This is a genomic window from Gordonia sp. w5E2 (assembly GCF_036540975.1).
Classification (GTDB): Bacteria; Actinomycetota; Actinomycetes; order Mycobacteriales; family Mycobacteriaceae; genus Gordonia; species Gordonia jacobaea.
On record NZ_CP144213.1, the window covers coordinates 1,638,449 to 1,661,521 of the forward strand.

Annotated in this window: 23 protein-coding genes; 7 read left to right on the forward strand and 16 right to left on the reverse strand. The window is 65.6% G+C overall.

Annotation, left to right across the window (positions count from 1 at the left end; translation table 11 throughout):
• Window positions 1–48 precede the first annotated feature (48 nt).
• The 3 genes from RND64_RS07485 to RND64_RS07495 form a co-directional block, all read right to left on the reverse strand.
• A complete protein-coding gene (locus RND64_RS07485; RefSeq protein ID WP_053117472.1) occupies window positions 49–1,404 on the reverse strand; it encodes a D-alanyl-D-alanine carboxypeptidase family protein in 1,356 nt (451 codons plus the stop codon).
• Between the two features lie 126 nt (window positions 1,405–1,530).
• Window positions 1,531–2,904: an aspartate aminotransferase family protein gene (locus RND64_RS07490; protein WP_049699582.1), complete on the reverse strand. Its 1,374-nt coding sequence runs from the start codon at window positions 2,902–2,904 to the stop codon at window positions 1,531–1,533.
• A complete protein-coding gene (locus RND64_RS07495; RefSeq protein WP_005174049.1) occupies window positions 2,901–3,353 on the reverse strand; it encodes an Lrp/AsnC family transcriptional regulator in 453 nt (150 codons plus the stop codon). The genes RND64_RS07490 and RND64_RS07495 overlap by 4 nt, the downstream gene beginning before the upstream one ends.
• A 122-nt stretch (window positions 3,354–3,475) precedes the next feature.
• Between RND64_RS07495 and RND64_RS07500 the strand changes: the two genes are divergently transcribed.
• Together RND64_RS07500 and RND64_RS07505 are read left to right on the forward strand one after the other, a co-directional pair.
• Window positions 3,476–4,975: a gamma-aminobutyraldehyde dehydrogenase gene (locus RND64_RS07500; RefSeq protein WP_049699581.1), complete on the forward strand. Its 1,500-nt coding sequence runs from the start codon at window positions 3,476–3,478 to the stop codon at window positions 4,973–4,975.
• Window positions 4,975–6,396, forward strand: a complete 1,422-nt coding sequence (locus RND64_RS07505; RefSeq protein ID WP_049699580.1) for an NAD(P)/FAD-dependent oxidoreductase — start codon at window positions 4,975–4,977, stop codon at window positions 6,394–6,396. Before RND64_RS07500 ends, RND64_RS07505 begins: the two co-directional genes overlap by 1 nt.
• Before the next feature lie 18 nt (window positions 6,397–6,414).
• On the opposite strand, the gene RND64_RS07510 is transcribed toward RND64_RS07505, so the two are convergent.
• Together RND64_RS07510 and RND64_RS07515 are read right to left on the reverse strand one after the other, a co-directional pair.
• Window positions 6,415–7,335 carry an NAD-dependent epimerase/dehydratase family protein gene (locus RND64_RS07510; protein ID WP_049699579.1) on the reverse strand — a complete coding sequence of 307 codons (921 nt, stop codon included), beginning with the start codon at window positions 7,333–7,335 and terminating at the stop codon, window positions 6,415–6,417.
• 70 nt (window positions 7,336–7,405) lie between these two features.
• Window positions 7,406–7,852: a PaaI family thioesterase gene (locus tag RND64_RS07515; RefSeq protein ID WP_049699578.1), complete on the reverse strand. Its 447-nt coding sequence runs from the start codon at window positions 7,850–7,852 to the stop codon at window positions 7,406–7,408.
• Between the two features lie 53 nt (window positions 7,853–7,905).
• Here RND64_RS07515 and RND64_RS07520 point away from each other — a divergent pair, with 53 nt between their 5' ends.
• Complete coding sequence (locus tag RND64_RS07520; RefSeq protein ID WP_049699577.1) at window positions 7,906–8,523, forward strand: TetR/AcrR family transcriptional regulator; 618 nt, start codon at window positions 7,906–7,908, stop codon at window positions 8,521–8,523.
• A gap of 5 nt (window positions 8,524–8,528) precedes the next feature.
• On the opposite strand, the gene RND64_RS07525 is transcribed toward RND64_RS07520, so the two are convergent.
• The 8 genes from RND64_RS07525 to sdhC form a co-directional block, all read right to left on the reverse strand.
• Complete coding sequence (locus tag RND64_RS07525) at window positions 8,529–9,257, reverse strand: type 1 glutamine amidotransferase (RefSeq protein ID WP_049699576.1); 729 nt, start codon at window positions 9,255–9,257, stop codon at window positions 8,529–8,531.
• The gene (locus RND64_RS07530) at window positions 9,254–10,201 is read right to left on the reverse strand and encodes a universal stress protein (protein WP_049699575.1); all 948 of its coding nucleotides are present in this window, start codon (window positions 10,199–10,201) and stop codon (window positions 9,254–9,256) included. The genes RND64_RS07525 and RND64_RS07530 overlap by 4 nt, the downstream gene beginning before the upstream one ends.
• Window positions 10,191–11,696, reverse strand: a complete 1,506-nt coding sequence (locus RND64_RS07535; protein WP_200903268.1) for an APC family permease — start codon at window positions 11,694–11,696, stop codon at window positions 10,191–10,193. Before RND64_RS07535 ends, RND64_RS07530 begins: the two co-directional genes overlap by 11 nt.
• A gap of 728 nt (window positions 11,697–12,424) precedes the next feature.
• Complete coding sequence (locus RND64_RS07540) at window positions 12,425–12,844, reverse strand: hypothetical protein (protein ID WP_049699573.1); 420 nt, start codon at window positions 12,842–12,844, stop codon at window positions 12,425–12,427.
• Window positions 12,845–13,030: 186 nt separating this feature from the next.
• Window positions 13,031–13,813, reverse strand: a complete 783-nt coding sequence (locus RND64_RS07545) for a succinate dehydrogenase iron-sulfur subunit (RefSeq protein WP_049699572.1) — start codon at window positions 13,811–13,813, stop codon at window positions 13,031–13,033.
• Complete coding sequence (gene sdhA, locus RND64_RS07550; RefSeq protein ID WP_049699571.1) at window positions 13,813–15,573, reverse strand: succinate dehydrogenase flavoprotein subunit; 1,761 nt, start codon at window positions 15,571–15,573, stop codon at window positions 13,813–13,815. The genes RND64_RS07545 and sdhA overlap by 1 nt, the downstream gene beginning before the upstream one ends.
• Window positions 15,574–15,587: 14 nt before the next feature.
• Window positions 15,588–16,046: a succinate dehydrogenase hydrophobic membrane anchor subunit gene (locus tag RND64_RS07555; protein ID WP_049699570.1), complete on the reverse strand. Its 459-nt coding sequence runs from the start codon at window positions 16,044–16,046 to the stop codon at window positions 15,588–15,590.
• Between the two features lie 12 nt (window positions 16,047–16,058).
• The gene (gene sdhC, locus RND64_RS07560) at window positions 16,059–16,466 is read right to left on the reverse strand and encodes a succinate dehydrogenase, cytochrome b556 subunit (protein WP_331436522.1); all 408 of its coding nucleotides are present in this window, start codon (window positions 16,464–16,466) and stop codon (window positions 16,059–16,061) included.
• Between the two features lie 220 nt (window positions 16,467–16,686).
• Between sdhC and RND64_RS07565 the strand changes: the two genes are divergently transcribed.
• Genes RND64_RS07565 through RND64_RS07575 form a run of 3 tightly spaced genes read left to right on the forward strand, consistent with a single transcriptional unit; the run spans window position 16,687 to window position 19,611 of the window.
• The gene (locus RND64_RS07565; RefSeq protein ID WP_083444406.1) at window positions 16,687–17,088 is read left to right on the forward strand and encodes a cytidine deaminase; all 402 of its coding nucleotides are present in this window, start codon (window positions 16,687–16,689) and stop codon (window positions 17,086–17,088) included.
• Window position 17,089: 1 nt separating this feature from the next.
• Complete coding sequence (locus RND64_RS07570) at window positions 17,090–18,397, forward strand: thymidine phosphorylase (protein ID WP_049699567.1); 1,308 nt, start codon at window positions 17,090–17,092, stop codon at window positions 18,395–18,397.
• Window positions 18,397–19,611: an adenosine deaminase gene (locus RND64_RS07575; protein ID WP_414652054.1), complete on the forward strand. Its 1,215-nt coding sequence runs from the start codon at window positions 18,397–18,399 to the stop codon at window positions 19,609–19,611. Before RND64_RS07570 ends, RND64_RS07575 begins: the two co-directional genes overlap by 1 nt.
• A gap of 68 nt (window positions 19,612–19,679) precedes the next feature.
• On the opposite strand, the gene RND64_RS07580 is transcribed toward RND64_RS07575, so the two are convergent.
• From RND64_RS07580 to RND64_RS07590, 3 genes are read right to left on the reverse strand one after another with little or no spacing between them, the layout of a single operon-like run.
• On the reverse strand, window positions 19,680–20,981 hold the full coding sequence (locus tag RND64_RS07580; protein ID WP_049699566.1) for a hypothetical protein: 1,302 nt from the start codon (window positions 20,979–20,981) through the stop codon (window positions 19,680–19,682).
• Window positions 20,982–21,038: 57 nt separating this feature from the next.
• Window positions 21,039–21,989 carry a C40 family peptidase gene (locus RND64_RS07585; RefSeq protein WP_049699565.1) on the reverse strand — a complete coding sequence of 317 codons (951 nt, stop codon included), beginning with the start codon at window positions 21,987–21,989 and terminating at the stop codon, window positions 21,039–21,041.
• Window positions 21,986–22,324, reverse strand: coding sequence for a type VII secretion target (locus tag RND64_RS07590; RefSeq protein WP_049699564.1), 339 nt, complete (start codon window positions 22,322–22,324; stop codon window positions 21,986–21,988). Before RND64_RS07590 ends, RND64_RS07585 begins: the two co-directional genes overlap by 4 nt.
• A gap of 105 nt (window positions 22,325–22,429) precedes the next feature.
• Here RND64_RS07590 and upp point away from each other — a divergent pair, with 105 nt between their 5' ends.
• Complete coding sequence (gene upp, locus RND64_RS07595) at window positions 22,430–23,053, forward strand: uracil phosphoribosyltransferase (protein ID WP_049699795.1); 624 nt, start codon at window positions 22,430–22,432, stop codon at window positions 23,051–23,053.
• Window positions 23,054–23,073 lie beyond the last annotated feature (20 nt).

Consider the following 23,073-nt stretch of genomic DNA (forward strand, 5'->3'; position numbering starts at 1 on the left):
CTCCGTCTTCTCGACCTTGGAGGTGCGCCCGCGTGACCCGCGAGCCGGTCAGCGGCGTCGGATCAAGCGAAGCGCAAGCAGCAGTAGGAGCAGCGCCACAAGCAGCCCCACGAGTCCGACGAGGATGCGCACCGACCAGCCAGACGTCGAATCCTGGTAGGCCACTCCCTGGCTCGTCCGCGCTTCGGTCGTTGCGACCCCGGCGCGGGCGCCGTCGGAGGTACTCGCGCGTTCGCCGTCTGAGGTGGTCGCGCGTTCGTCTGAGGTCGATGCGAGTTCGCCCACTTTCGCCTCACGTGGGGCGTGCGCGCCGTAGGCGACGAGCGAGCGGGCCTGGTCCCAGTAGTTGTCGTCGGCGGTCGACAGGCCGTACATCTGAACCACCAGAACGGTACGACCGTCCTGCTTGACCGCCCCGACGAATGTCTTCTGCGCGTCGTCGGTGTATCCGGTCTTACCGCCGAGGACGCCCGGATCGCCTTCGAGCAGAAGATGATTCGACGTCTGCATCAGGTAGCCGGGATGGTCGACGTCGCCGGGAACGTCGGGTCGTTTCGGGTACCCGGGGAACGGGTGGTTCGGCATGGCGATGATGTCGCGGAACGTCGAGTTCTGCATGGCGGCGCGGAAGATCACCGCGAGGTCGTAGGGGGACGTCGACATTCCGGCGGCGTCGAGACCAGACGGAGTCGACGCCCTGGTGTCATACGCCTGCAGTGAGCGGGCCAGTTCGTTCATCTTGGTCAGCGTGGCGTCGACGCCGCCGAGGTCTCGCGCGATGACGTGGGCGCAATCGTTCCCGGACACCATGAGGAGCCCGATCATCATGTCGCGCATGGTGTATTTGCCGCCCGGTCCCATCCCGCAGGAGTCGCCCTCGGCACTCCAATCGTCGGCCGTCGCCGTGACCGGTTTGTCGAGCGCGATTCCCGAACGCAGCGCGGTGAGAGCGAGCAGGACCTTGATGGTCGACGCCGGGCGGTACCGACCGTGCGGGTCTTTGGCCGCGATCACGGCGCCGCTGTCGAGATCGGCGACCAGCCAGGCCGCCGACGTCAGCCGCTCCGGCACACGACCCGCCGACGAGTCTGCGACGACGCCGCACCCGCCCAACGCTTCGCCACCGACCGGTGGGGAATGCACCGGCAGTGGGGATGGTGTTGTCGAGCCGGGAGCCACGACTTCCGACTCGTCGACAGCGGGAGGCGGCGAGACCCGATGCGGGCAGTGGTCGGTGTCAGGTGATGCGTCGTGCGGCTGTGCCTGTGTGGGGGCCGCCCACGCCGGGAATGCGGTCGGGCCGATCCCGACAACAGCGACGATCCCGGCCACAGCGACGATCAGCACGACCACGCAGCGGGTGACGAAGTCTGTGGCGGGTGCAACGGCACGAGGAGGACGCATATCGCACAGGAGGCTACAGCGCCTCACGTCACATCGGTAGCGCGCCGGCGGAACTGCTCGTCCGCCGACGCGTCGCCGACCTGGAAAACCGTCAGTCCCGGATAACCGTCGTTGCTCTGGTGAACCTCAGAGGAGCGTGTACGCCTCGGCCAGAACGCCACGCAGGATCTGCTCGATCTCGTCGAACTCCGCCTGGCCGCAGATGAGCGGCGGCGCGAGCTGGATGACCGGATCGCCGCGATCGTCGGCGCGACAATAGAGACCGGCGTCGAACAGTGCGGTCGACAGGAATCCACGCAGTATGCGCTCGGATTCGGCCTCGGTGAACGTCTCCTTGGTGGCTTTGTCCTTGACCAGCTCGATGCCGTAGAAGAATCCTTCGCCGCGCACGTCGCCGACAATCGGGACGTCGTGGAGCTTCTCGAGTGTCGATCGGAACGCGGGCGCGGTGGTCTTCACATGATCGTTGAGCCCCTCGCGCTCAAAAATGTCGAGGTTGGCCAACGCGACCGCCGCCGACACAGGGTGACCGCCGAAGGTGTAGCCGTGCGCGAAGGTCGTCGTGTTGTCGTTGAACGGCTCGAAGAGTCGCTCACTGGCGATCATCGCGCCGATCGGGGAGTAGCCCGAGGTCATGCCCTTGGCACAGGTGATGATGTCGGGCTGATAGCCGAAGTCCTCGCAGGCGAACATCGAACCGATGCGGCCGAAGGCGCAGATCACCTCATCGGACACCAGCAGGACGTCGTACTCGTCGCAGATCTCGCGGACCCGCTCGAAGTATCCGGGCGGCGGCGGGAAACAGCCGCCCGCGTTCTGGACCGGTTCGAGGAACACGGCTGCGACGGTGTCGGGACCCTCGAACTCGATGGCCTCGGCAATGCGATCGGCGGCCCAGCGGCCGAACTTCTTGGGGTCGGCAGCCAGTTCCTCGTCGGGAGCGCGGTAGATGTTGGTGTTCGGCGCGCGGAACCCTCCGGGAGTCAACGGCTCGAACATCTTCTTGAGGTCGGGGATACCGGTGATGGCCAGCGCGCCCTGCGGGGTGCCGTGGTAGGCGATCGAACGCGAGATAACCTTGTGCTTCATCGGTTTTCCGGTCAGCTTGAAGTACTGCTTGGCCAGCTTCCACGCGCTTTCGACGGCCTCGCCGCCACCGCTGGTGAAGAAGACGCGGTTGAGGTCGCCGGGCGCGTTGGCCGCGAGTCGCTCGGCGAGCTCGATGGCGGGCGGAGTGGCGTAGGACCACAGCGGAAAGAACGCCAGTTCCTTGGCCTGCTTTGCCGCTGCCTCGGCGAGCTCGTCACGTCCGTGCCCGACCTGGACGACGAAGAGCCCCGCGAGTCCGTCGAGGTAGCTGCGTCCGCGATCATCGAAGATGCGTGCCCCCTCGCCTCGCGTGATCACCGGTGGCGTGATCTCGTCGCCGTGACGGGAGAAGTGTCCCCACAAGTGCGCAGCGCTTCGCTGCCCGAGGGATTCGGTTACGGATGCGGTCATCGTGTACCCCAATTGTATTGCTGTTTCACTAGTTTCAGATAAACGAGGGTCTCGGTCGAGTTCACCTCGGGGTGTGTTCGAACCCTGCGATTGATGATGTCGAGGAGATGATCGTCGTCCTCGCAGACAACCTCGATCATGATGTCGTAGGTACCCGCAGTCAGTACCACGTAGTCGATTTCGGGATGCTCGGCCAGTTGCCGGGCCAATCGCTCCGTGTCGCCGGTGCAGCGGATACCGACCATCGCCTGGCGAGAGAAGCCGAGCTTGAGTGGATCGGTCACCGCGACGATCTGCAGCAGGCCGCTCTCGCTGAGCTTCTGGACGCGGTTGCGCACAGCAGCTTCGGACAGGCCAACGGATTTGCCGATCGCCGCGTATGAACTCCGGCCGTCGGCCTGGAGTTCTTCGATGATCTTCTTCGCGATGGCGTCGAGGTGTGTCGACATTGGTTCGCCCACACGTCGATGGTGGCGGATTCAGCAGATATTGGCAACCGAAACCACGGTTTCGGTTGGGAATTGTTGCTCCAAGTCGTGAATCCGTTGTTTTGCCGGTATCGTGATCTGTCGTGTCAACCATCACGACAGTTCCCAGTGGTTGGGTCGACGGTGCTCCCAGCAGCGGATCGGGCCTCGACCACACTGTGATCGATCCCGCCACCGATGCCCCGGTAGCGAACCTCGTACTCGCCTCCGGCTCCGACGTTACCTCCGCGGTCGCACATGCCGCGCGCGCACAACACGATTGGGGTGGAGCCACCCCCGCTGAGCGGTCGGCGGTACTGCATGCCTTCGCGCGTCTGCTCGACGCCAACGCCGATCTGTTGGCGAGCGAGGAGGTCTCCCACACCGGCAAGGCGATCCGTCTCGCAACGGAATTCGACGTGCCGGGCAGCATCGACAACGTCGACTTCTTCGCCGGCGTCGCACGCAATCTCGACGGCAAGGCGAGCGCGGAGTACTCGGGCGAGCACACGTCGTCGATCCGACGTGAACCCGTCGGGGTCGTCGGGTCGATCACTCCGTGGAACTACCCCCTGCAGATGGCCGTGTGGAAAGTGTTGCCCGCGTTGGCCGCCGGGTGCTCCGTGGTACTCAAACCCGCGGAGATCACTCCGTTGACGACGCTGACACTCGCTCGTCTTGCGACGGAAGCGGGTCTGCCAGACGGCGTCTTCAACGTCCTGGTCGGCACCGGCGCAGATGTCGGCGCCGCCATCGCGGGACATCCCGACATCGACATCGTGACCTTCACGGGTTCGACGGCGGTCGGGCGCATGGTGATGTCGCAGGCCGCGGCGAATGGCACGCGCGTACAACTCGAACTCGGTGGCAAGGCGCCGTTCGTCGTCTTCGACGACGCCGACCTCGACGCCGCGATCCAGGGTGCCGTCGCCGGAGCGCTCATCAACGCCGGACAGGACTGCACTGCCGCGACACGAGCGATTGTCGCGCCGTCGCTCTACGACGACTTCGTGGCCGGTGTCGCCGATGTCATGTCGTCGGTGCGGGTCGGCGATCCGCGCGACCCCGACACCGACATGGGCTCACTCATCTCCCACGCACACCGCGACAAGGTTGCGGCAATGGTCGAACGTGCCCGTGCCGCCGGCGCGCGTGTGGTGACCGGCGGGGTGCTGCCCGACGGTCCCGGCAGCTTCTACCCGCCCACGTTGATCGCCGACGTCGCGGAGGACTCCGAAATCTACCGCGACGAGGTATTCGGCCCGGTGCTGACGGTCTCGACCTTCACCGACGACGACGACGCGCTGCGCCGCGCGAACGACACCGTCTACGGACTCGCCGCATCGGCGTGGACGCGCGACGTCTACCGCGCGCAGCGGGCGAGCCGCGAGATCAAGGCCGGCTGCGTCTGGATCAACGATCACATCCCGATCATCAGCGAGATGCCGCACGGCGGTGTCGGCGCGTCGGGCTTCGGCAAGGACATGTCGGCCTACTCGCTCGACGAGTACCTGACCGTCAAACACGTGATGAGCGACATCACCGGTGTTGCCCGAAAGCCTTGGCATCGAACGGTGTTCACGAATCCGGGAGAGGTCCGCTGATGAGCGAGGCATGGGCAACAGAGCCCACAGCACGCGGGGCGGCACTGGTCTCCACCGCGCACGCGTCGTCGTATTGGCTCGATCGCGCGGATCGGCCTGCGCCGCGTCCGCGCGTGCTCGGTGAAGTGACCGCCGATCTCGTCATCGTCGGTGGGGGATTCACCGGACTATGGACCGCGGTACAAGCGGCAGAACGCGATCCGGGACGTCGGATCGTGCTCGTCGAGCGCGATCGGATCGCCGAGCACGCCAGCGGACGCAACGGCGGCTTCTGCTCGGCGAGCCTCACCCATGGCCTCGGCAACGGCATGGACCGCTTCGCCGACGAGCTGCCGACACTCCTGCGCCTCGGTCACGAGACGCTCGACGCCATCGATGAGGCGATCCGCCGCCACGGCATCGCCGCCGACGCCGAGCGCACCGGCGAACTCGACTTTGCCAATTTCGATTGGCAGGCAGACGAATTGGCCGAGTACGCGGAGTCGGCGAAGGAACTCGGCGAAGACCTTCCGCTGCTGTCGGAGGAGCAGGCGCGCGAACGGGTCGACTCACCGATGGTGGCGGGAGCGGTGTTCGATCCCGACGTCATCATGCTCGACCCCGCGCGATTGGCGTGGGGTCTTGCCGACGCCGCGGAGCGCCTCGGCGTGCGGATCTTCGAGCAGTCGGAAGTGACGGGTATCAGCAGCGAGGGTGACGGGCTGCGGCTCAGTACCGGCTTCGGCGAGATCGTCGCCGACCGCGCCGTGCTCGCGACGTCGGCGAGCCCGTCGCTGGTGCGTCGACTGCGGCTGTACACGGTGCCGGTGTGGGATTACGCGATCATGACCGAACCGCTGTCGGAGGCGCAGCTCGCGTCGATCGGCTGGAAGGGCAGGGAGGGACTTGCCGACGCGGGGCCACGGTTCCACTACTTTCGTCTGACGGCCGACAACCGGATTCTATTCGGCGGCTGGGATGCGTTGTACCACTACCGATCCGACGATTCGCCGCGCCACCAGCAGGAGCCGCGTGAGTTCGCACTACTGGGCGAGCACCTGCTCCAGATGTTCCCGCAACTCGAGGGCATCCGCGCCAGTCATGCGTGGGGTGGGGCCATCGACACGTGCTCGCGGTTCTGCGCGTTCTGGGACCGCTCGTATGGTGGACGCGTCGTCACCGCGGTGGGATTCACCGGTCTCGGTGTCGGTGCGTCGCATTTTGCTGCCGCAACCGCACTCGACCTCGTCGACGGTGCCGACACCGAGCGCACGCGTCTGAACATGGTGCGCTCCAAGCCGATTCCGTTTCCGCCAGAACCCTTGCGTGCGTTCGGCATCAACATGACCCGACGCGAACTGGCTCGCAGCGAGCGCCGCCAGGGCAAGCGCGGCCTGTGGTTGACCGTGATGGACAAGGTGGGGCTGGGCTTCGACAGCTGATGCGGCCGCGCGCGTCGACTAGTGGGTGACGAGCTGGGCGACGCCGGCGTCGTAGGTGGTGACGGCGAAGTCGGGGAAGGCTCGGGTGAACTTGTCGGAGACGAAGACGGTGTCGACGCCGTAGCGGGGCAACAACTCCCACAGTTCGCGGACGTTCTTGCTGAACAGACGTCCGAGGGCGAAGACGGGTGTGCCGAGCACCGTGTACTTGTTCTGGTGCCCACTCGCCTGGGAGGTCAGCTCCATCAGCTGTGCATAGGTGCGTCGGTTGCTGTCGATCGGCAGGTGCCAGGTCTGGCCGTACGCCGACTCGGTGTTGCCGATCAGCGCCATCGCGCGGCTGGCGTCGGGAGTCCAGATCAGTGAGCGCAGGGTGTCGTCACGGATCGGGACGAACGCTCTTTTGTGTTGCGCGATTCGGTCGAAAACCATTGCGTTGGTGAAGCTTTGGGTCTGGTTCGGACCGTAGAACTCTGGGGCACGACAGATCACGGCGTCGACCGTTCCCGCGGTCATCGCGTCGAGCAACATGGTTGCGGTCTGTGCGCGTGTGCGGCCCTTGCTGCCTGCGGGGCGGAACGGGGTGTCCTCGGTTTGTGGCTCACTCGTCATCGGATACATGTAGGTGTTGTCGAAGAACACGAGCTTCGTGCCGTGGTGAGCGCATGCGTCGATCGCGTTGCGCATCATCACCGGAAAACGCTGCGCCCACATCTGAGAATCGGCGGGCAGTCCGACGGTCAGGTATGCGATGTCGCTTCCCGCTACAGCCGCGTCGGTTTGTGCGGCATCCATGAGGTCGGCGGCGACGAGTTCGTCGGTCTCGTTGACCCGCCGGGGTTGTCTGCTGACGAGTCGGATGTCGCGGGTGTGGTTGCGGTGGAGATCACGAGCGAGCTCTGTGCCTATCTGCCCGTTCGCGCCCAGGATCGTCTGCATGGTTCGACGCTAGGCGCCAATGTAAGCAGTGTCAACAAGGGCTGGTGCCCGGCGGGAGCGCGGCCATCGGTCAGCCGATTTGATAGGTGCCCGTCGCGCGGGCGACAAGTTGGCCGGCGCTTGCTGAGGTCAGGTCAACGGTGCAGTGGCACAGTCGTTTTCCGTTGTGGAGACGATCAGCGACGATGCGTAGATCGTCGGCGATCAGTGGGTTGATGAAGCTCACCGACATCGAGGTGGTGACCCCGCGGAGCCGATCAGGGATCGGTCGGCCTGCCCAGGCGGCCGCCATGATTCCGATGTCTGCGCATGCGCTGATCGCGCCGCCGTGGACCATTTCGCCGACGGTCGTCAGCTCTGGCCGGTAGGGCATGACCAGTTCGGCGTGGCCGTCGGAGATATCGGTGAGTCGAAGCCCGAGTTCTGCCACGAAGGGCGAGCGGGGGATGAGCAGTGAGATCGCCTCGGAGCCGTCGGCGGGTGTTGGCAGGTCGGAGGTGGTCACAGTGGGAGACATGTCGATCCTTCTGTAGTTGGACTATGAAAACGTAGTCAGACTACAATTAGCACATGTCCTCACTGCTTGACGAGCCCCGCGATCGACGACGGCGGCGTACGCGTGCCGCAGTCCTCGATGCCGCTGCTGAGTTGTTCTCACGCAACGGATTTCGCGCCACGTCGGTCGATGCGATCGCCTCGCACGCCGACGTCGCGCTGACGTCGCTGTATGGGAATTTCCCCGACGGCAAGGCGGAGGTCTACGCAGTGGTCGCATGTCGACTGGCGCGCGAGCACGCCGAACGGATGGGACGCAGCGTCGAGCGAACCGGTGGCGGTGCACCGACGGCTCGAGCGGCGTTCGAGGAGTACGTGCGCTTTCATCGGGACGAACCGCTCGCGTTCCGGATGCTGGGTCTCGCCGACGTGTCCGAGGTGCACGGGGACGTCGTCGACCAGGCGCGGTCGGAGATCGGGCGGGTACTCGCGGGCGTAGCCGACGACGTGATCGATGCGATCGACTCCGCCGACCCCGCCGCACGATCGTCGGTACTGCTCGCGTGGGCGGCCATCAACGGCGTTCTCGCGCTCGAACAACGTGGGCACATCGACGCCGCCACCAGCGACAGCCTGCTCGGCGACGCCGTGGAACTACACGTAGCCCGCGTGGCGCAGGTGTGTGAGGTGTGAACGGGCTAGCGTTCTTGCCGCGCGACGACGATGTCGAGCCACCGCGACATCGCTGCCGCGGCCATCGCGCGGGTCGTCGACTCTACGTCGGTGAGGTCGGCGCTGACCTGGTCGGGACCGCCCGGACCCAGCGCTTCGACGAGTTCGGTGCGGTAAGCGGGGTCGTCGAGCCAGGTAGCGAACAGCGGGGAGTCGACTTCGAGATGAAACTGCAGGCCGTAACTCGCGCCGAGACGGAACGCCTGGTTGGCGTACGACTCCGACGACGCCAGCAGCGTCGCACCGGCGGGTAGATCGAACGTGTCGTAATGCCACTGCATGCTGTCGAATGTCTTGTCCGACAGACCTTTCCACACAGGGTCGACGACGCCGTCCGAGGTCCAGGTGACCTTCGAGATCCCGATCTCGGGGGCAGGTCCCGTGCTGACCTTCGCATCGGCCGCGCTCGCCAGCAACTGCGATCCGAGGCAGACGCCCCAGATCGGTACGTCCTTGGACAGCGCTCGTCGCAGGAAGTCGATCTCGTCGTCGATCCACGGATAGGTCGGGCCGTCGTTGGCTCCCATTCCGCCGCCCATCACCGCGATGGCGTCGAACGACGCAGGGTCGTCGGGAAACGTGTCGCGCTCGGCTCGCAACGTGGTGACCTCGGCGTCGTGTGGAAGACCGCCCGCGTACGTGCCGAGTGATTCGCACTCGGCGTGCCTGATCTCGAGCAGTCGCAGCGTCGTCACTCGCCCTGTGCCTTGGTTGTCGTCGATTCCGTGTCTGTCGTTTCCGTGTCAGGTGTTGATTCCTTGGGTACGACGATCACCGGGGCAGTGGTCCAACGCAGAATGCGCGCGGCGGTCGAGCCGAGGAAGACGCGGTTGTCGGCGCCGAGATGCCCCGAGCCGACAGCGACGATGTCATTCGCGTCCCACGGCAGATTGTCGAGCGCTTCGTCGAGGGTGTCGCCGTCGGCGACGAGAACGTCGACCTCGAGGTCGACGTCGAGTTGGTCACGGGTGTGCTCGAGAAGCTCTCGCGCCACGTCGACCTGTTGTTTGCGTACCGCGAGGCTGGTGTCGTCGGCCGCCGGATTCTCCAGCGACACCAGCGAGAGCAGACGCACGTCGATCGACGCGGCTTCGGCAAAGCGGATGCCGAACGAGAGGGGATCGCTGGCCGACTTCTTGACCGGCACGGCGATGGTGATCATGTCGATCACGACGTCGGAGCGACGCGCATATCCACGCGGCGCCAGCGCAACGGGCAGCGGTGAGGAATGCAGCAACTCGGTACTCACCGTGCCGAGGGCGTGGCGCGAGATGATGCCGTCGCCCGTGCCTCCGACGACGATCATCGCCGCTCCGGATTGCTCGGCGACGTCGATGAGGCCCTCGGTGAACGACTCGTGCACCGTGACGACGGTGCGCACCTCGATGCCCTCCGGGATGCGTGATGCGCCGTCGGCAAGCCATTCCGCCGCCTGGTTCTCGAGGCGTTCCATGTACTGGTCGATGCCCGGTTGACCGTCGTAGGGCACAGGATGGACCACGCAGATCAGGTCGATGGCAGCGCCCGTCTTGGTGGCGATGGCCGCGCCGAGGGCCACGCCGTCGTCACCCGACTGTGTGGCGAGGTAGCCGACTGCGACACGTTTCGGGTTCGCAGCGGAGGTGTTGTCAGTAGACATCGGGGACCTTCACTTCGGTATTCGCGTTGAGGGTCTTGCCCTTGAAGAAGTCGCTGTCGGCGGCGCAGCACGCGAGCATCAACGGCACGCCGAGGACCAGCATGCCGACGCCGAGGATGAACACGCCACCGATTCCGCCGACCGACGTCGAACCGTAGTCGGGGTTGATCATGTCGATGGCGCTCTTGATGAATGCCCAGGCCATCGCGATGCCGCCGAGAAGCGGGAAGAGTCCGCGCATGAAGAAATTGCGAGCGGAGTCGAACAGCGTCCGACGGAAGTACCAGACACACGAGAACGCGGTGATGCCGTAGTAGAACGCGACGGCGAGACCGAGTGACGCGATCGAGTCGGCAAGCGTGTTCTGACTCGCGAACGACAGAACGAGGTAGAAGACCAACGCCGACGCGCCCATCACGGCCGTGCCGAACGCAGGCGTCATGTAGCGCGGGTGGATGTAGGCGAACCGTTGGGGGAGAGCCTTGTACACGGCCATCGACAGCGTGCCGCGTGCCGTCGGCAGGATGGTCGACTGCGTCGACGACAGTGCCGAGATGCTGACGACGAGCAGCAACGCCGACGCCATCACCGCGCCCGCGACCGGTTCGCCGAGGATGGTGAGCACGTCGTCGGTGTTGTCGGGGTTGTTCAAGCCGATGCCGGTGGTGCCGAAACCTGCGAACGACTCGACGGCGTAGGCGACCAGGACGTAGGTGGCAACGAGGATCAGGCAGCAGATCACCGCCGCCCGGCCGGGTGTCTTCTCGGGATCCTTGGTTTCCTCACCGACGGCCAGACACGCATCCCATCCCCAGTAGATGAAGATGCACAAGATGACCGCCGCAGCGATCGACGACTGGTCGAGACCCGTCGGCGACAACCAACTCCACTGGGGTGTGACGGCCTGGGGACCGGCGTGGTCGGTCGCGACCTTCACGAGCGCGATGACGCTCGCCAGGATCAGGATGCCGAACTGGATGAACATGAGCACCGACTGGATGCGTTCACTGATGACGATGCCGCGGATGCTGATCCACGTCATCACGATGATGAAGAAGCACCCGAGTGCGACCTTGGCCCACAGGCTGTCGGCGAGTGAATCGAGGTGCAGAAAGCGAAGCAGGTACACGGCCGCGATCTCGGCGACGTTGGCGAGCACGATGATCGCCGACACCGCGAGACCCCATCCACCGATCCACCCGATCCACGGCCCGAACGCCTTGGTGCCCCAGGTGAAGGTGGTGCCGCAGTCGGGGGTGTCGCGCGAGAGTTCTCGGTAGGCGAATGCCACCAGCAGCATCGGAATGAACGCGATCACGAACATCGCCGGCGCTTTGCTGTGCACCGCAGCGACCACGTAGCCGAGCGTCGCGGCGAGACTGTAGGCGGGTGCCACGGCCGAGAGACCGATGATCACGTTGCCCAGCAGTCCGATCGACCCGGCCCGCAGCCCTTTGTCGCCCGATTGGATCTCGGCGTGAAGCTTCTCCGCCATGCCGCGATCACCCCCTATGACGTCGCTCAGTAGTTCGTCAAGACTATGGTTCCCGCAGAGTGTGCGCGCGGTGACTGAGCAAATCGACGTCGAATCGGCGGAATTGATTCGGAATGCGCTATTTGTGTCCGATTTGACGAGGCTAAAGAGTTTAGGCGCGCTCAGGGGTTGGGGTGTGCGCTGGGCGGCTCGGGCGCGCGCGTCCGGACCGGTTTCGGCCGGCGCAGAAAGTGGGGGAGGGTTCTTTCCTCGGGTTGTGTGCGCTTTCGTGAGTAGCTTCGCGGGGAAACGTCGAGGAGTGGGGGAAGAGTTCTTTCCGCGACATTTTTCCGTGTGTTTTGGGAGCTGTCCGCGGCGCGCGCGTGAACCGGCGTCGCGCGGCGTCGGGAACTAGGGGAAGGGCGTGCGGGGGCGTCGGGGAGTCGGGGGAAGGGTGCGCAGCGGTGTCGGGACGTCGGGGCGGGGTGCGCGGGGGGCGTCGGGAACTAGGGGAAGGTCGGCCGCGGCCGTTGTTGGGACGGTCCCACGGCCGCCGGCGGACTGATCGGCGCGCTACCTGCGCAGAAACTAGGGGAAACGATCCTTCCTCGGGTTTTGAGCCGTTCCGTGGGTAGCTTCGCGGGGAAACGTCGACACCCCGGGGAAAGAACCCTTCCCCTACTTTCTGCCCCGGTCGGGAGCCAGAGCCCGACCCCCGACCCCGCCCCGGCCGACAACCGCGCGGCGCCTCAGCCCCTTCGACGCGGCGTCGGGCGGTCGCAGGTCGCGAGGGCGTGGGCGCCGCGGGCGGTGTGGTCGCGCACCTTGACCTTGCCGACCCAGATCTCGCAGCGCGCGAAGCGGCCCGTCGAGCCGAACGAGACGTCGACGTTCTGATTGCGGGACCGGCTGACAATCGTGAGCGACCCCGACCAGAGGCCGCTGGCGTCGTCGTGCGTCGGAAGCCGCACGTCGGATTGGCGGCGGAGTGTGTTGTGGGCGTCGAACCACACGATCTGCTCGTTCCACTCGCGGTCCGAGCTGACCGAGATGGTCACCACGTCGCCGCTGCTCGGGAATCGGGTCGACGCCGCGGCGGGCGTTGTGGTGCTCAGTAGTGCACCGCACACGAGGATCAGCAGGCTGGCGAGGATTGATCGGGTGTTCACGGGTAGCTCCGTTCGTCGTGTCGAGTCCACGGCTGTGGCCTCGAAAGACTTGGACGCACGCGAGCACCGATCGGTTTCATCGGGCGCGAAAAAACAACGAACCGAGAAAAACAGCGAACCCACCATCCGTGGAGGATGGTGGGTTCGCCGGGGCTGCAGAGAGGGTCTGCGTCGGTGATTCCGAGATCAGCGCGAGAACATGAGCGCGCGCTTGACCTCCTGGATCGCCTGGGTCACCTGGATGCCACGCGGGCATGCGTCGGTGCAGTTGAACGTGGTGCGGCAGCGCCACACACCGTCGGAATCGTTGAGGATGTCCATGCGCTCGACGGCGCCCTCGTCGCGGCTGTCGAAGATGAAGCGGTGCGCGTTGACGATCGCGGCGGGGCCGAAGTAGCTGCCCTCGTTCCAGAACACCGGGCAGCTCGTGGTGCAGCACGCACAGAGGATGCACTTGGTGGTGTCGTCGAAACGTGCGCGATCCTTCTGGCTCTGGATGCGCTCACGGGTCGGCTCGTTGCCGGTGGTGATGAGGAACGGCTTGATCGCGCGGTACGCGTCGAAGAAGGGCTCCATGTTGACCACGAGGTCCTTCTCCACCGGAAGACCCTTGATGGGCTCGATGGTGATGGTGATGTCCTTGGACTTGTCCTTGGGCAGGAAGTCCTTCATCAGCATCTTGCAGGCCAGGCGGTTGACGCCGTTGACGCGCATCGCGTCGGAGCCGCACACGCCGTGGGCGCAGCTGCGTCGGAACGTCAGCGTGCCGTCGAGGTAGCCCTTCACATAGAGCAGGAGGTTGAGCAGACGGTCGGTCGGCAGCGCGGGAACACGGAAGCTCTCCCAGCCCTGGGCGTCGGGCTCCTCCGGATTGAAACGCATGATCTTCAGCGTGACCATGGTCGCTTCGTCCGGAACTTCTGGCAACGGCGGCTCGTCGGTGTGCGGCGCCTCAATGGTGGCGGTCATCAGTACTTACGCTCCATCGGCTCGTAACGGGTCTGGATGACAGGCTTCCAGTCGAGCTCGATGTCGGAAAGGAGCTTGTCACCCTTCTTGTAGGCGATCGTGTGGCGCATGAAGTTCACGTCATCGCGATTCGGGTAATCCTCGCGGGCGTGCCCGCCGCGCGATTCCTTGCGGTTGAGCGCGCCGACAACGGTGACCTCGGCGAGTTCGAGCAAGAAGCCCAGCTCGATTGCCTCGAGCAGATCGGAGTTGAAGCGCTTGCCCTTGTCGTGCACGCGGATGTGGTCGTAGCGCTCCTTGAGAGCGTGGACGTCGGTCAACGCCTGCTTGAGCGTCTCCTCGGTGCGGAACACCGACGCGTTGTCGTCCATCGTCTGCTGCAGCGCGGTGCGGATGTCGGCGACGCGCTCGTGTCCGTGCTCGGACAGGATGGTCTCGAGCCAGCCGGTGACCATGTCGGTCGGCTTCTCCGGAAGGTCGGTGAACCCGTGGCTGTTGGCGTAGTCGGCGGCTGCGATGCCGGCGCGACGACCGAAGACGTTGATGTCGAGCAGCGAGTTGGTTCCGAGACGGTTTGCACCGTGCACCGACACGCACGCGCACTCGCCTGCGGCGTACAGGCCGTGGACGACGTCGTCGTTGTTGTTGCTGCGCAGCACCTGACCCTCGATGTTGGTCGGGATGCCGCCCATCAGGTAGTGGCAGGTCGGGTAGACCGGCACCCACTCCTTCACCGGGTCGACGCCGAGGTAGGTGCGGGCGAACTCGGTGATGTCGGGGAGCTTCTCGTTCAGGACGTCCTCGCCGAGGTGGGTCACGTCGATGTAGACGTAGTCCTTGTTCGGTCCGGCGCCGCGTCCCTCGAGAACCTCGAGCACCATCGAGCGCGCGACGATGTCGCGGGGTGCGAGGTCTTTGATGGTGGGGGCGTAGCGCTCCATGAAGCGCTCGCCGTCGGCGTTGCGCAGGATGCCGCCCTCACCGCGAACGGCTTCGGAGATCAGGATGCCGAGACCCGCGAGGCCTGTCGGATGGAACTGGTGGAACTCCATGTCCTCGACGGGCAGGCCCTTGCGGAACACGATGCCGACGCCGTCGCCGGTCAGCGTGTGCGCATTCGACGTCGTCTTGTACATGCGGCCCGAACCACCGGTCGCGAAGATGATCGACTTCGCGTGGAAGACGTGCAGTTCGCCGGTCGCGAGCTCGTAGGCCACGATGCCGGTTGCGACAGGCTCGCCCTTCTCGTTCTCGCTCAGGCACAGGTCGAGCGCGTAGAACTCGTTGAAGAACTCGACGTCGTGCTTGACGCAGTTCTGGTACAGCGTCTGCAGGATCATGTGGCCCGTACGGTCGGCCGCGTAGCAGGCACGACGCACCGGCGACTTGCCGTGGTCACGCGTGTGACCACCGAAACGACGCTGGTCGATCTTGCCCTCGGGCGTGCGGTTGAACGGCAGGCCCATCTTCTCGAGGTCGAGCACGGCGTCGATGGCCTCCTTGGCCATGATCTCCACCGCGTCCTGGTCGGCGAGGTAGTCGCCGCCCTTGACCGTGTCGAAGGTGTGCCACTCCCAGTTGTCCTCTTCGACGTTGGCCAGTGCGGCGCACATGCCGCCCTGCGCCGCGCCGGTGTGGCTACGCGTGGGGTAGAGCTTGGTCAACACTGCGGTGCGGGCGCGGGGCGCTGCTTCGATCGCTGCGCGCATACCGGCGCCGCCTGCACCGACGATGATGACGTCGTAACGGTGTTCCTGCATCTTCAGTGGTCTCCTTAGTTTGCGCTGTTCACGTCGAAGGTGAGCAGCGCGTAGGTGCCCAACACCAGCACGAGGATCATCGAGACCCCGAGCAGCACGTTCAGCCAGAAGCGGGTCGAGTCCTTGCGCGAGTAGTCGGCGATCACCGTGCGCACACCGTTGCCGCCGTGCAACTGGGCCAGCCACAGCATGGTGAGGTCCCAGATCTGCCAGAAGGGCTCACGCCAGCGGGCCGCGACGAACGATGCGTCGATGCGGTGCACGCCGTTGTCCCACGCCAGCATGATGAACATGTGGCCGATGGTCAGGATGATCAGCGCCAGACCGGAGAAGCGCATGAACAGCCATGCCCACTTCTCGAAGTTGCCGCCTCGGGGCTTACGCGGCGAGCGCGGATTGTCGAGGCTGGCGGGCCGGTCGTACTGGGTGCCCAGCGACTTGGCGACGTTCTGTGAGGTAGGAGATGTGGTCATTGTCGTATCTCCTTAGAACGCGTGCTCGATGAGGATCTGCAGGAGTCGGATAGCCGCGGCGCCGAAGACCACCACGAACAGTCCGAGAATCACCCACAGCATCTGACGCTGGTACTTGGGGCCCTTCGACCAGAAGTCGATCAGGATGATGCGCAGGCCGTTGAGCGCGTGATAGAGCACGCACGCCACGAGCGCGATCTCCATGAGACCGATGATCGGGGACTTATAGGTGTTGATGATCTCCGAGTACTTGTTCGGGTCGATACGGATCACCGCCGTATCGAGCACATGCACGAACAGGAAGAAGAAGATCGTCACGCCTGTGATGCGGTGTAGCACCCAGGACCACATGCCTGGATCGCCGCGGTACAGCGAACGTTTGCGCACCGGCTCCGGTGCGACCTCTGTCTCGGAACTCATCGGGGAATTGGCCTCCAACATCGTCGATGGACGCGGTGGCACCGGCTGGGTGTCACCTTGGACCCATGCAAGAGACTTTAAACCTATGCTGAGTGAGTCGTTAAATTGCCCGAACCGATCTGCGGGACAAGGCATTACGAATTAGGTTTGCCTTACCAAGCTTGATTGGGTATCTCCCATCGCATCGACTCCGATACCGACCGACTGGCAGGAGGCTGTCTTGACTCCCGATATTGATTGGAATCTATTGCGGGACAACGCAACTGGCATGATCGAGCGTGCTTATGCCCCGTATTCCTCGTTTCCGGTCGGGGCGTCGGGACTCACAGACGACGGCCGAATCGTGGTTGGTTGCAATGTGGAGAATGTCTCATACGGGCTCGGTATCTGCGCCGAGGTCGGACTCGTCGCATCGTTGATCGCGTCGGGCGGCGGGCGACTCGTTTCGGTCAGTGTGTGCGACGCCACCGGGTCGATTCTGATGCCGTGTGGGCGTTGCCGACAGGTCCTCTACGAACACGGTGGCGGCGATCTGCTCGTCGATCATCGCGATGGACCGACGACGCTGGCGCGACTGTTGCCCGACGCATTCGGACCCGACGACCTTGACGCGGTGCGGTGAGATGAGCGACCACATTCACGCGACGTCGGTCATCGCAACCAAACGCGACGGCGCAGAGCTCACCACGCCGCAGATCGACTGGGTGGTCGACGCCTACACGCGCGGCGACGTCGCGCCTGAGCAGATGTCGTCGCTGCTCATGGCGATCGTGCTGCGGGGTATGACGCGTCGCGAGATCGACGACTGGACCGGCGCCATGATCGACAGCGGCACCCGAATGGACTTCTCCGGACTCCGTCGTGGCGGCGCGGTGCTGCCGACCGTCGACAAGCACTCGACCGGCGGCGTCGGCGACAAGATCACCCTGCCGTTGGCTCCGGTGGTCGCCTCCTTCGGTGTCGCGGTGCCCCAACTGTCGGGGCGCGGCCTCGGCCACACCGGAGGCACGCTCGACAAGCTCGAATCGATCCCGGGCTGGCGGGCCGACCTCACGACCGCCGAGATGCACGCGCAGCTCGAAAGCGTCGGAGCGGTCATCTGCGCCGCGGGCGCCGACCTCGCGCCCGCCGACCGCAAGCTCTACGCGCTGCGCGATGTGACGGGGACTGTCGAATCCGTCCCATTGATCGCCAGCTCGATCATGAGCAAGAAGATTGCCGAGGGCACCGGAGCACTCGTCCTCGACGTGAAGGTGGGGTCGGGGGCATTTCTGCCCGACGAGGCCCTCGCGCGGCAACTCGCCGAGACGATGGTGTCGCTCGGCGTCGACGCCGGCGTGCGGACCACGGCGTTACTCACCGACATGGACGCCCCGCTCGGGTTGACCGCGGGCAATGCGGTCGAGGTCGCCGAGTCGCTCGAGGTGCTCGCCGGGGGAGGACCGTCGGACGTCGTCGAACTGACGATTGCGCTCGCGCGTGAAATGCTCGACGCCGCAGGCGTTTCCGACGCCGACCCGGCAGCCGCACTGGCCGACGGCAGCGCGATGGACACTTGGCGCGCCATGATCGCCGCGCAGGGCGGCGATCCGGATGCCCCACTACCGCGTGCGCCGCACACCGACGACGTGCCCGCACCGGTGTCCGGATACGTCCACCGGATCGACGCGCGGGCGGTCGGCGACGCCGCGTGGCTGCTCGGCGCCGGACGGTCGCGACCCGGCGAAGCCGTCCAGGCGAGCGCCGGAGTCGTGTTGCGCGCGAAGCCAGGCGACCGCATCAGCGCAGGCTCACCGCTGTTCACGCTCCACACGGAGACGCCCGAACGATTCGACGCCGCGCGGGCGAGGCTCACCGACGCGACCGTGATCTCACCGGATCCACCGCCGCATCCCCGACCAATCGTGCTCGATCGCGTTAGGTTCGACTGATGACGCCAGCGACGGAGAGTGCAGTGACCGACAGTGCAGTGACCGACAGTGTGACGACAGCAGCGGACGGCGCGACATCGGAAACGGGTCTGACTGCCGCCGGTGGGCAGCCGCTCGACCTGAGCACCCTCGCGCTCGCGCCGAAAGTCTTGCTCCATGATCATCTCGACGGTGGGCTCCGGCCGTCGACCGTGCTCGAACTCGCCACCGAGGTCGGCTACGACGACCTCCCCTCCACCGACGCCGACTCGCTTGCGCACTGGTTCCGGGAGGCCGCGGACAGCGGGTCACTGGAGCGATACCTGGAGACCTTCGCGCACACCGTTGCCGTGATGCAGACGGCATCTGCGCTCGAGCGCGTGGCCCGGGAATGCGTCGAAGACCTTGCGGCCGACGGTGTCGTATATGCCGAGATCCGTTATGCCCCCGAGCAGCACCTCGAGCGAGGGCTGACGCTCGACGAGGTCGTCGAGGCGGTGTTGCGCGGCTTCGCCGAGGGTGAGGCGGTCGCCGCTGCGGGCGGACGACCGATCACGGTTCGCTGCCTGGTGACCGCGATGCGTCACGCCGCGCGTGCACGCGAGATCGCCGAACTCGCGGTGCGCTATCGCGACGAGGGCGTCGTCGGATTCGACATCGCAGGTGCGGAGGCGGGCAATCCGCCGACTCGCCATCTCGACGCCTTCGAGTACATGCGCGCCAACAGTGCACCCTTCACCATCCACGCCGGCGAGGCATTCGGACTGCCGTCCATCCACGAGGCGATCGCGTTCTGCGGCACGGACAGACTGGGCCACGGGGTGCGGGTGATCGACGACATCACCCTGCCCGACGGCGTCGACCTCGCAGCGTCGTCGTTCGCCGGTGCAGAACTCGGAGAGATCGCTAATGTGGTGCGTGACAAGCGGATTCCGCTCGAACTCTGCCCGAGCTCGAACGTGCAGACCGGCGCGGTCGCCTCGATGGCCGATCACCCGTTCAATGCGCTCGCGCGGCTGCGATTCCGGGTCACCGTCAACACCGACAACCGGCTGATGAGCGACACCACGATGAGCAAGGAGTTCTACCGGCTCGCGCAGCAATTCGGTTACGGCTGGGCCGATTTCGAACGTTTCACCGTGAATGCGATGAAGTCGGCGTTCATCCACTTCGACGAACGCCTCGCGTTCATCGACGAGGTGATCAAGCCCGGCTATGCGGTCCTGATTGGCTGACTCGGCTCACTCGTGCGGCACGACGTCGAGCTTGACTCAGACGTCGGGCCGCATCCGGGATGGACTCGTCAGCGCTTGATCTCCAGGCGGTCCTCGAAATCGTGCTCGAGTGCGCGCCACGCCTCGGCCTCGTTGTCGAACGGTGCCGAGGGTGCCAACCGCTTCGGGTCCGGATTGATCGCGTAGTCGACGAACCAGCCGAGTGGGGTCGTGCTCGCCAATGCCTCCGAGACTGCGTCGTCGTCGGCGTAATCGGCTGCGTCGGAGAACAATTCGACGGCGAGGTCGAGCTGGTTGCGGTCGATGCGGCGCGGTCCGTCGAGGATGTCCTCTGCGAGGCCGGGCAGCACGTAGACGTTGTCGTCGATGACGTCGAACTCGAGCGCCCCATCGGTTGCCTCGGTGCGGACGTCGGTGAACGTGGAGACGTCGGTGAGATCGTGGTCGTTGTTCTCGGCGAGGAATTTCGACAACGTGCGCGGCGAGGTGAACACGAAGATTCTTCCCCGTGCACCGAGGAACACGGGGTCGTCTCCGAGGTAGCAGCGCAGCGAGAGGTATTCGCCGGTCCCGGTGACGATCTTGATCGGGTCGATGCCGACGCCCGCCCAGAAATCGTCGTCGTCGATGTCATCGAGGTCGTCTTCGTCGTCGTCCGCGGAATCGTCGGCGCCCGTCGCGGCCGTGACAACCGCAGCAGCCTCGGCGTCTTCGGAGTCGTCGTCGAGCAGGTCGATGTCGTCGTCGGGCTCGTCCTCGTCCTCGGCCGACGCCGCGGCTTCGAGTTCATCGGCGGCGACCGTGACGGCCGCGGCGTCGACGTCGGGGGTCTTGATGACGTCATCGATGGCGTCGAGGACGTCGTCCCAGTGCTTGGCGATGAGACGTCCGATGCGGACCCACAGGTCGACGCCGTCGCGGCCCTCGAAGTTGCGGGTACCGGTCGTCACCGCTCCGAGGATCGGGTTGCCGTTGAAGAACTTGGTGACGGTGATCAGTTCGCAGACCTCGCCGAGGATGCGCACGATCTCGAGTGCGTCCTCGAGTTCGGCGATCACCTCGGGTGTCGGGTCTTCTGCCGCGAGCTCCGGCACACCGACGAGATCATAGGTGTGGCGGTCGTCGGGGATCAGTTCGTCGGCCGAGAGCTGCTTGACGGTGTCCCACGCCGGGTGCTCGATGAGATCGTTGTCCGTGTCGGTGCGGACGAAGCCGACGAGTTCGGCGACGCCGGGGAATACGTACAGGTCATCGTCGAGTCCGAGGAATGCCTCCCACTCGTCGTCGCCCTCACGCCAGCGTGGCGCCCACAGGGTGAAACCGTTTCCGTTGGTGAGTCCGAGTTCGATGGGAACGATGTCTCCGGCCATGAGGCAACAGCGTAGCGATGATCACTGTGAACTCGATACCTGCCCCGTCCGCCTCGATCACTTCGGCCGGAAGAAGCCCTGGAATCCCTGCCCCGCGTTGGTGGTCCGCAACGGGGAAACGCCCACCGGATCGCCGGCCTCCACGAGCTGGTCGTTGCCGATGTACATCGCGACATGCCCGTCCCACACGGCGAGGTCGCCGGGCATCAACTGATCCTGCGTGACCGCCATACCTGCGGTGTCTTGCTCCTGCGCCAGTCGAGGAAGTTCGACGCCCGCCTGTCGGTATGCCCACTGGGTGAATCCGCTGCAATCGAAGCCGTCGGGTGTGGTGCCACCCCAGACGTACGGCACACCCTGCTGGCTCAGCGCTGCACGGACCGCGGCGGCCGCGCGTTCGTTCGGTGCGTACGCGACCGAGCCGTCGGGGAGCGTGACCGCGACGCCCTTGCCCGTTGGCGACGACGCTGTGTTCGCCACGGGTTGCGAGCCGGCCTCCGCCGGTGCTTCGTGACGGCCGAGTTCGGACATCGTCCTGGTGTCGTCGGCGAGGTCGGTCTGCGCACGCGACACGATCGACAGCCCGCGCTGCACATGGTCGACGGCGACCGGCACGATGGCCGCCAGGCCCGCCGGCGTCGACAGCGCGGGACCCATCGCGGTGGCCGCGCGCTCGAACGAATCGACCAGCTCGCGGAGTTGTCGGGCGGCGAGTTCGATTCGAGCACTTGCGGTTTCCACCAGTGTGGCGATCTGTTGTCCGTCGTCGTCGACGGTGGTCGAGGTGCGTGCAGTTCGGTCGGCTGCCGCTGCCGCGCCACCTGACCCGATTCCGCGCCACTCGTTCTGCACGGCAGACGTTGCCGCCGCCGATGTTCGACGCACCTCGTCGAGGTCGGTGCTCGCCGATCGGATCATCGTGGCGGGATTCTCGGCGGGCAGCACACCGGTGCCGAGTGCGGTGACCAGGATTCGCAGGGGTGCGATGAGGATGTCGACGGTGATCATGGCAGGCGCAGCCCCATGTCGGAGGCGCTCGCGGTGTCGGCGTCGGAGTAGGCGACGGCGGCGGTCGTCGTGTTGGTGCCGATCCGATCGTGGGCGACGGCGATGGCGTCGAGTCGCTCGGCGCGGGCCCGCATCGTCGCTGATAGTGCCGCGAGGAAGTCGGCTCCGATCACCCCGAACGTCGGTGTCAGCGCCGTGAGGTCGGCCCGGCCGGCGGTCGCGTGTGCGGCGACACGGTTCCCCGCGGTGCGCTGGGTGCCCGCGTAGGCATCGAGTGCGGCGGTCTCGAGTGCTGCGGTGTCGAGGGAGGTGCGATAGGAGGTGAGGTCCGTCATGCGAATTGAGACGGCGAGAAGCCACGATCGGTTCCATCGAATTTGCGTTCTCGTGGCTGCCGGACAAGTGCGCACCGACGGTGGACGCGCCCTAGAGTGATCCGCATGCAGGTACAGATCGTCGAACATCCGCTCGCCGCGGCCCGGCTCACCACGTTGCGCGACAAGACGACCGGTAACGCGGGATTCCGTGCGGCACTGTCGAGTCTGACGCAGATGCTGGTATACGAGGCGTTGAGCTCTGCGAAATCTGCGGTCGTCGAGATAGAGACGCCGTTGCAGCCCTACACCGGTTCGAGGCTGGAATGTGCGCCGCTGCTCGTACCCGTCCTGCGTGCGGGAGTCGGCATGGTCGATCAGGCCCTCGCGATGGTGCCCGAGGCGCACGTCGGATTCGTGGGCATCGCTCGCGACGAGGAGACCGCTCAGCCGGTGCCGTACCTCGAATCGCTGCCCGACGATCTGTCCGGATTCCCGGTGTTCGTCCTCGATCCCATGCTGGCCACCGGCGGATCAATGCTGCACACGATCGAACTCCTCGTCGCACGCAACGCGACCGACATCACCGCGGTCTGCGTCGTCGCGGCACCGGAAGGTGTTGCTGCACTGGCTGATTCAGGACATCCGGTGCGTCTTGTGGTTGCATCGGTCGACGACGGACTCAACGAGGCCGCCTACATCGTGCCCGGTCTCGGCGATGCGGGTGACCGCCAGTTCGGGCCGCGCTGAGGGCAGGGTTCGGAGTCGGG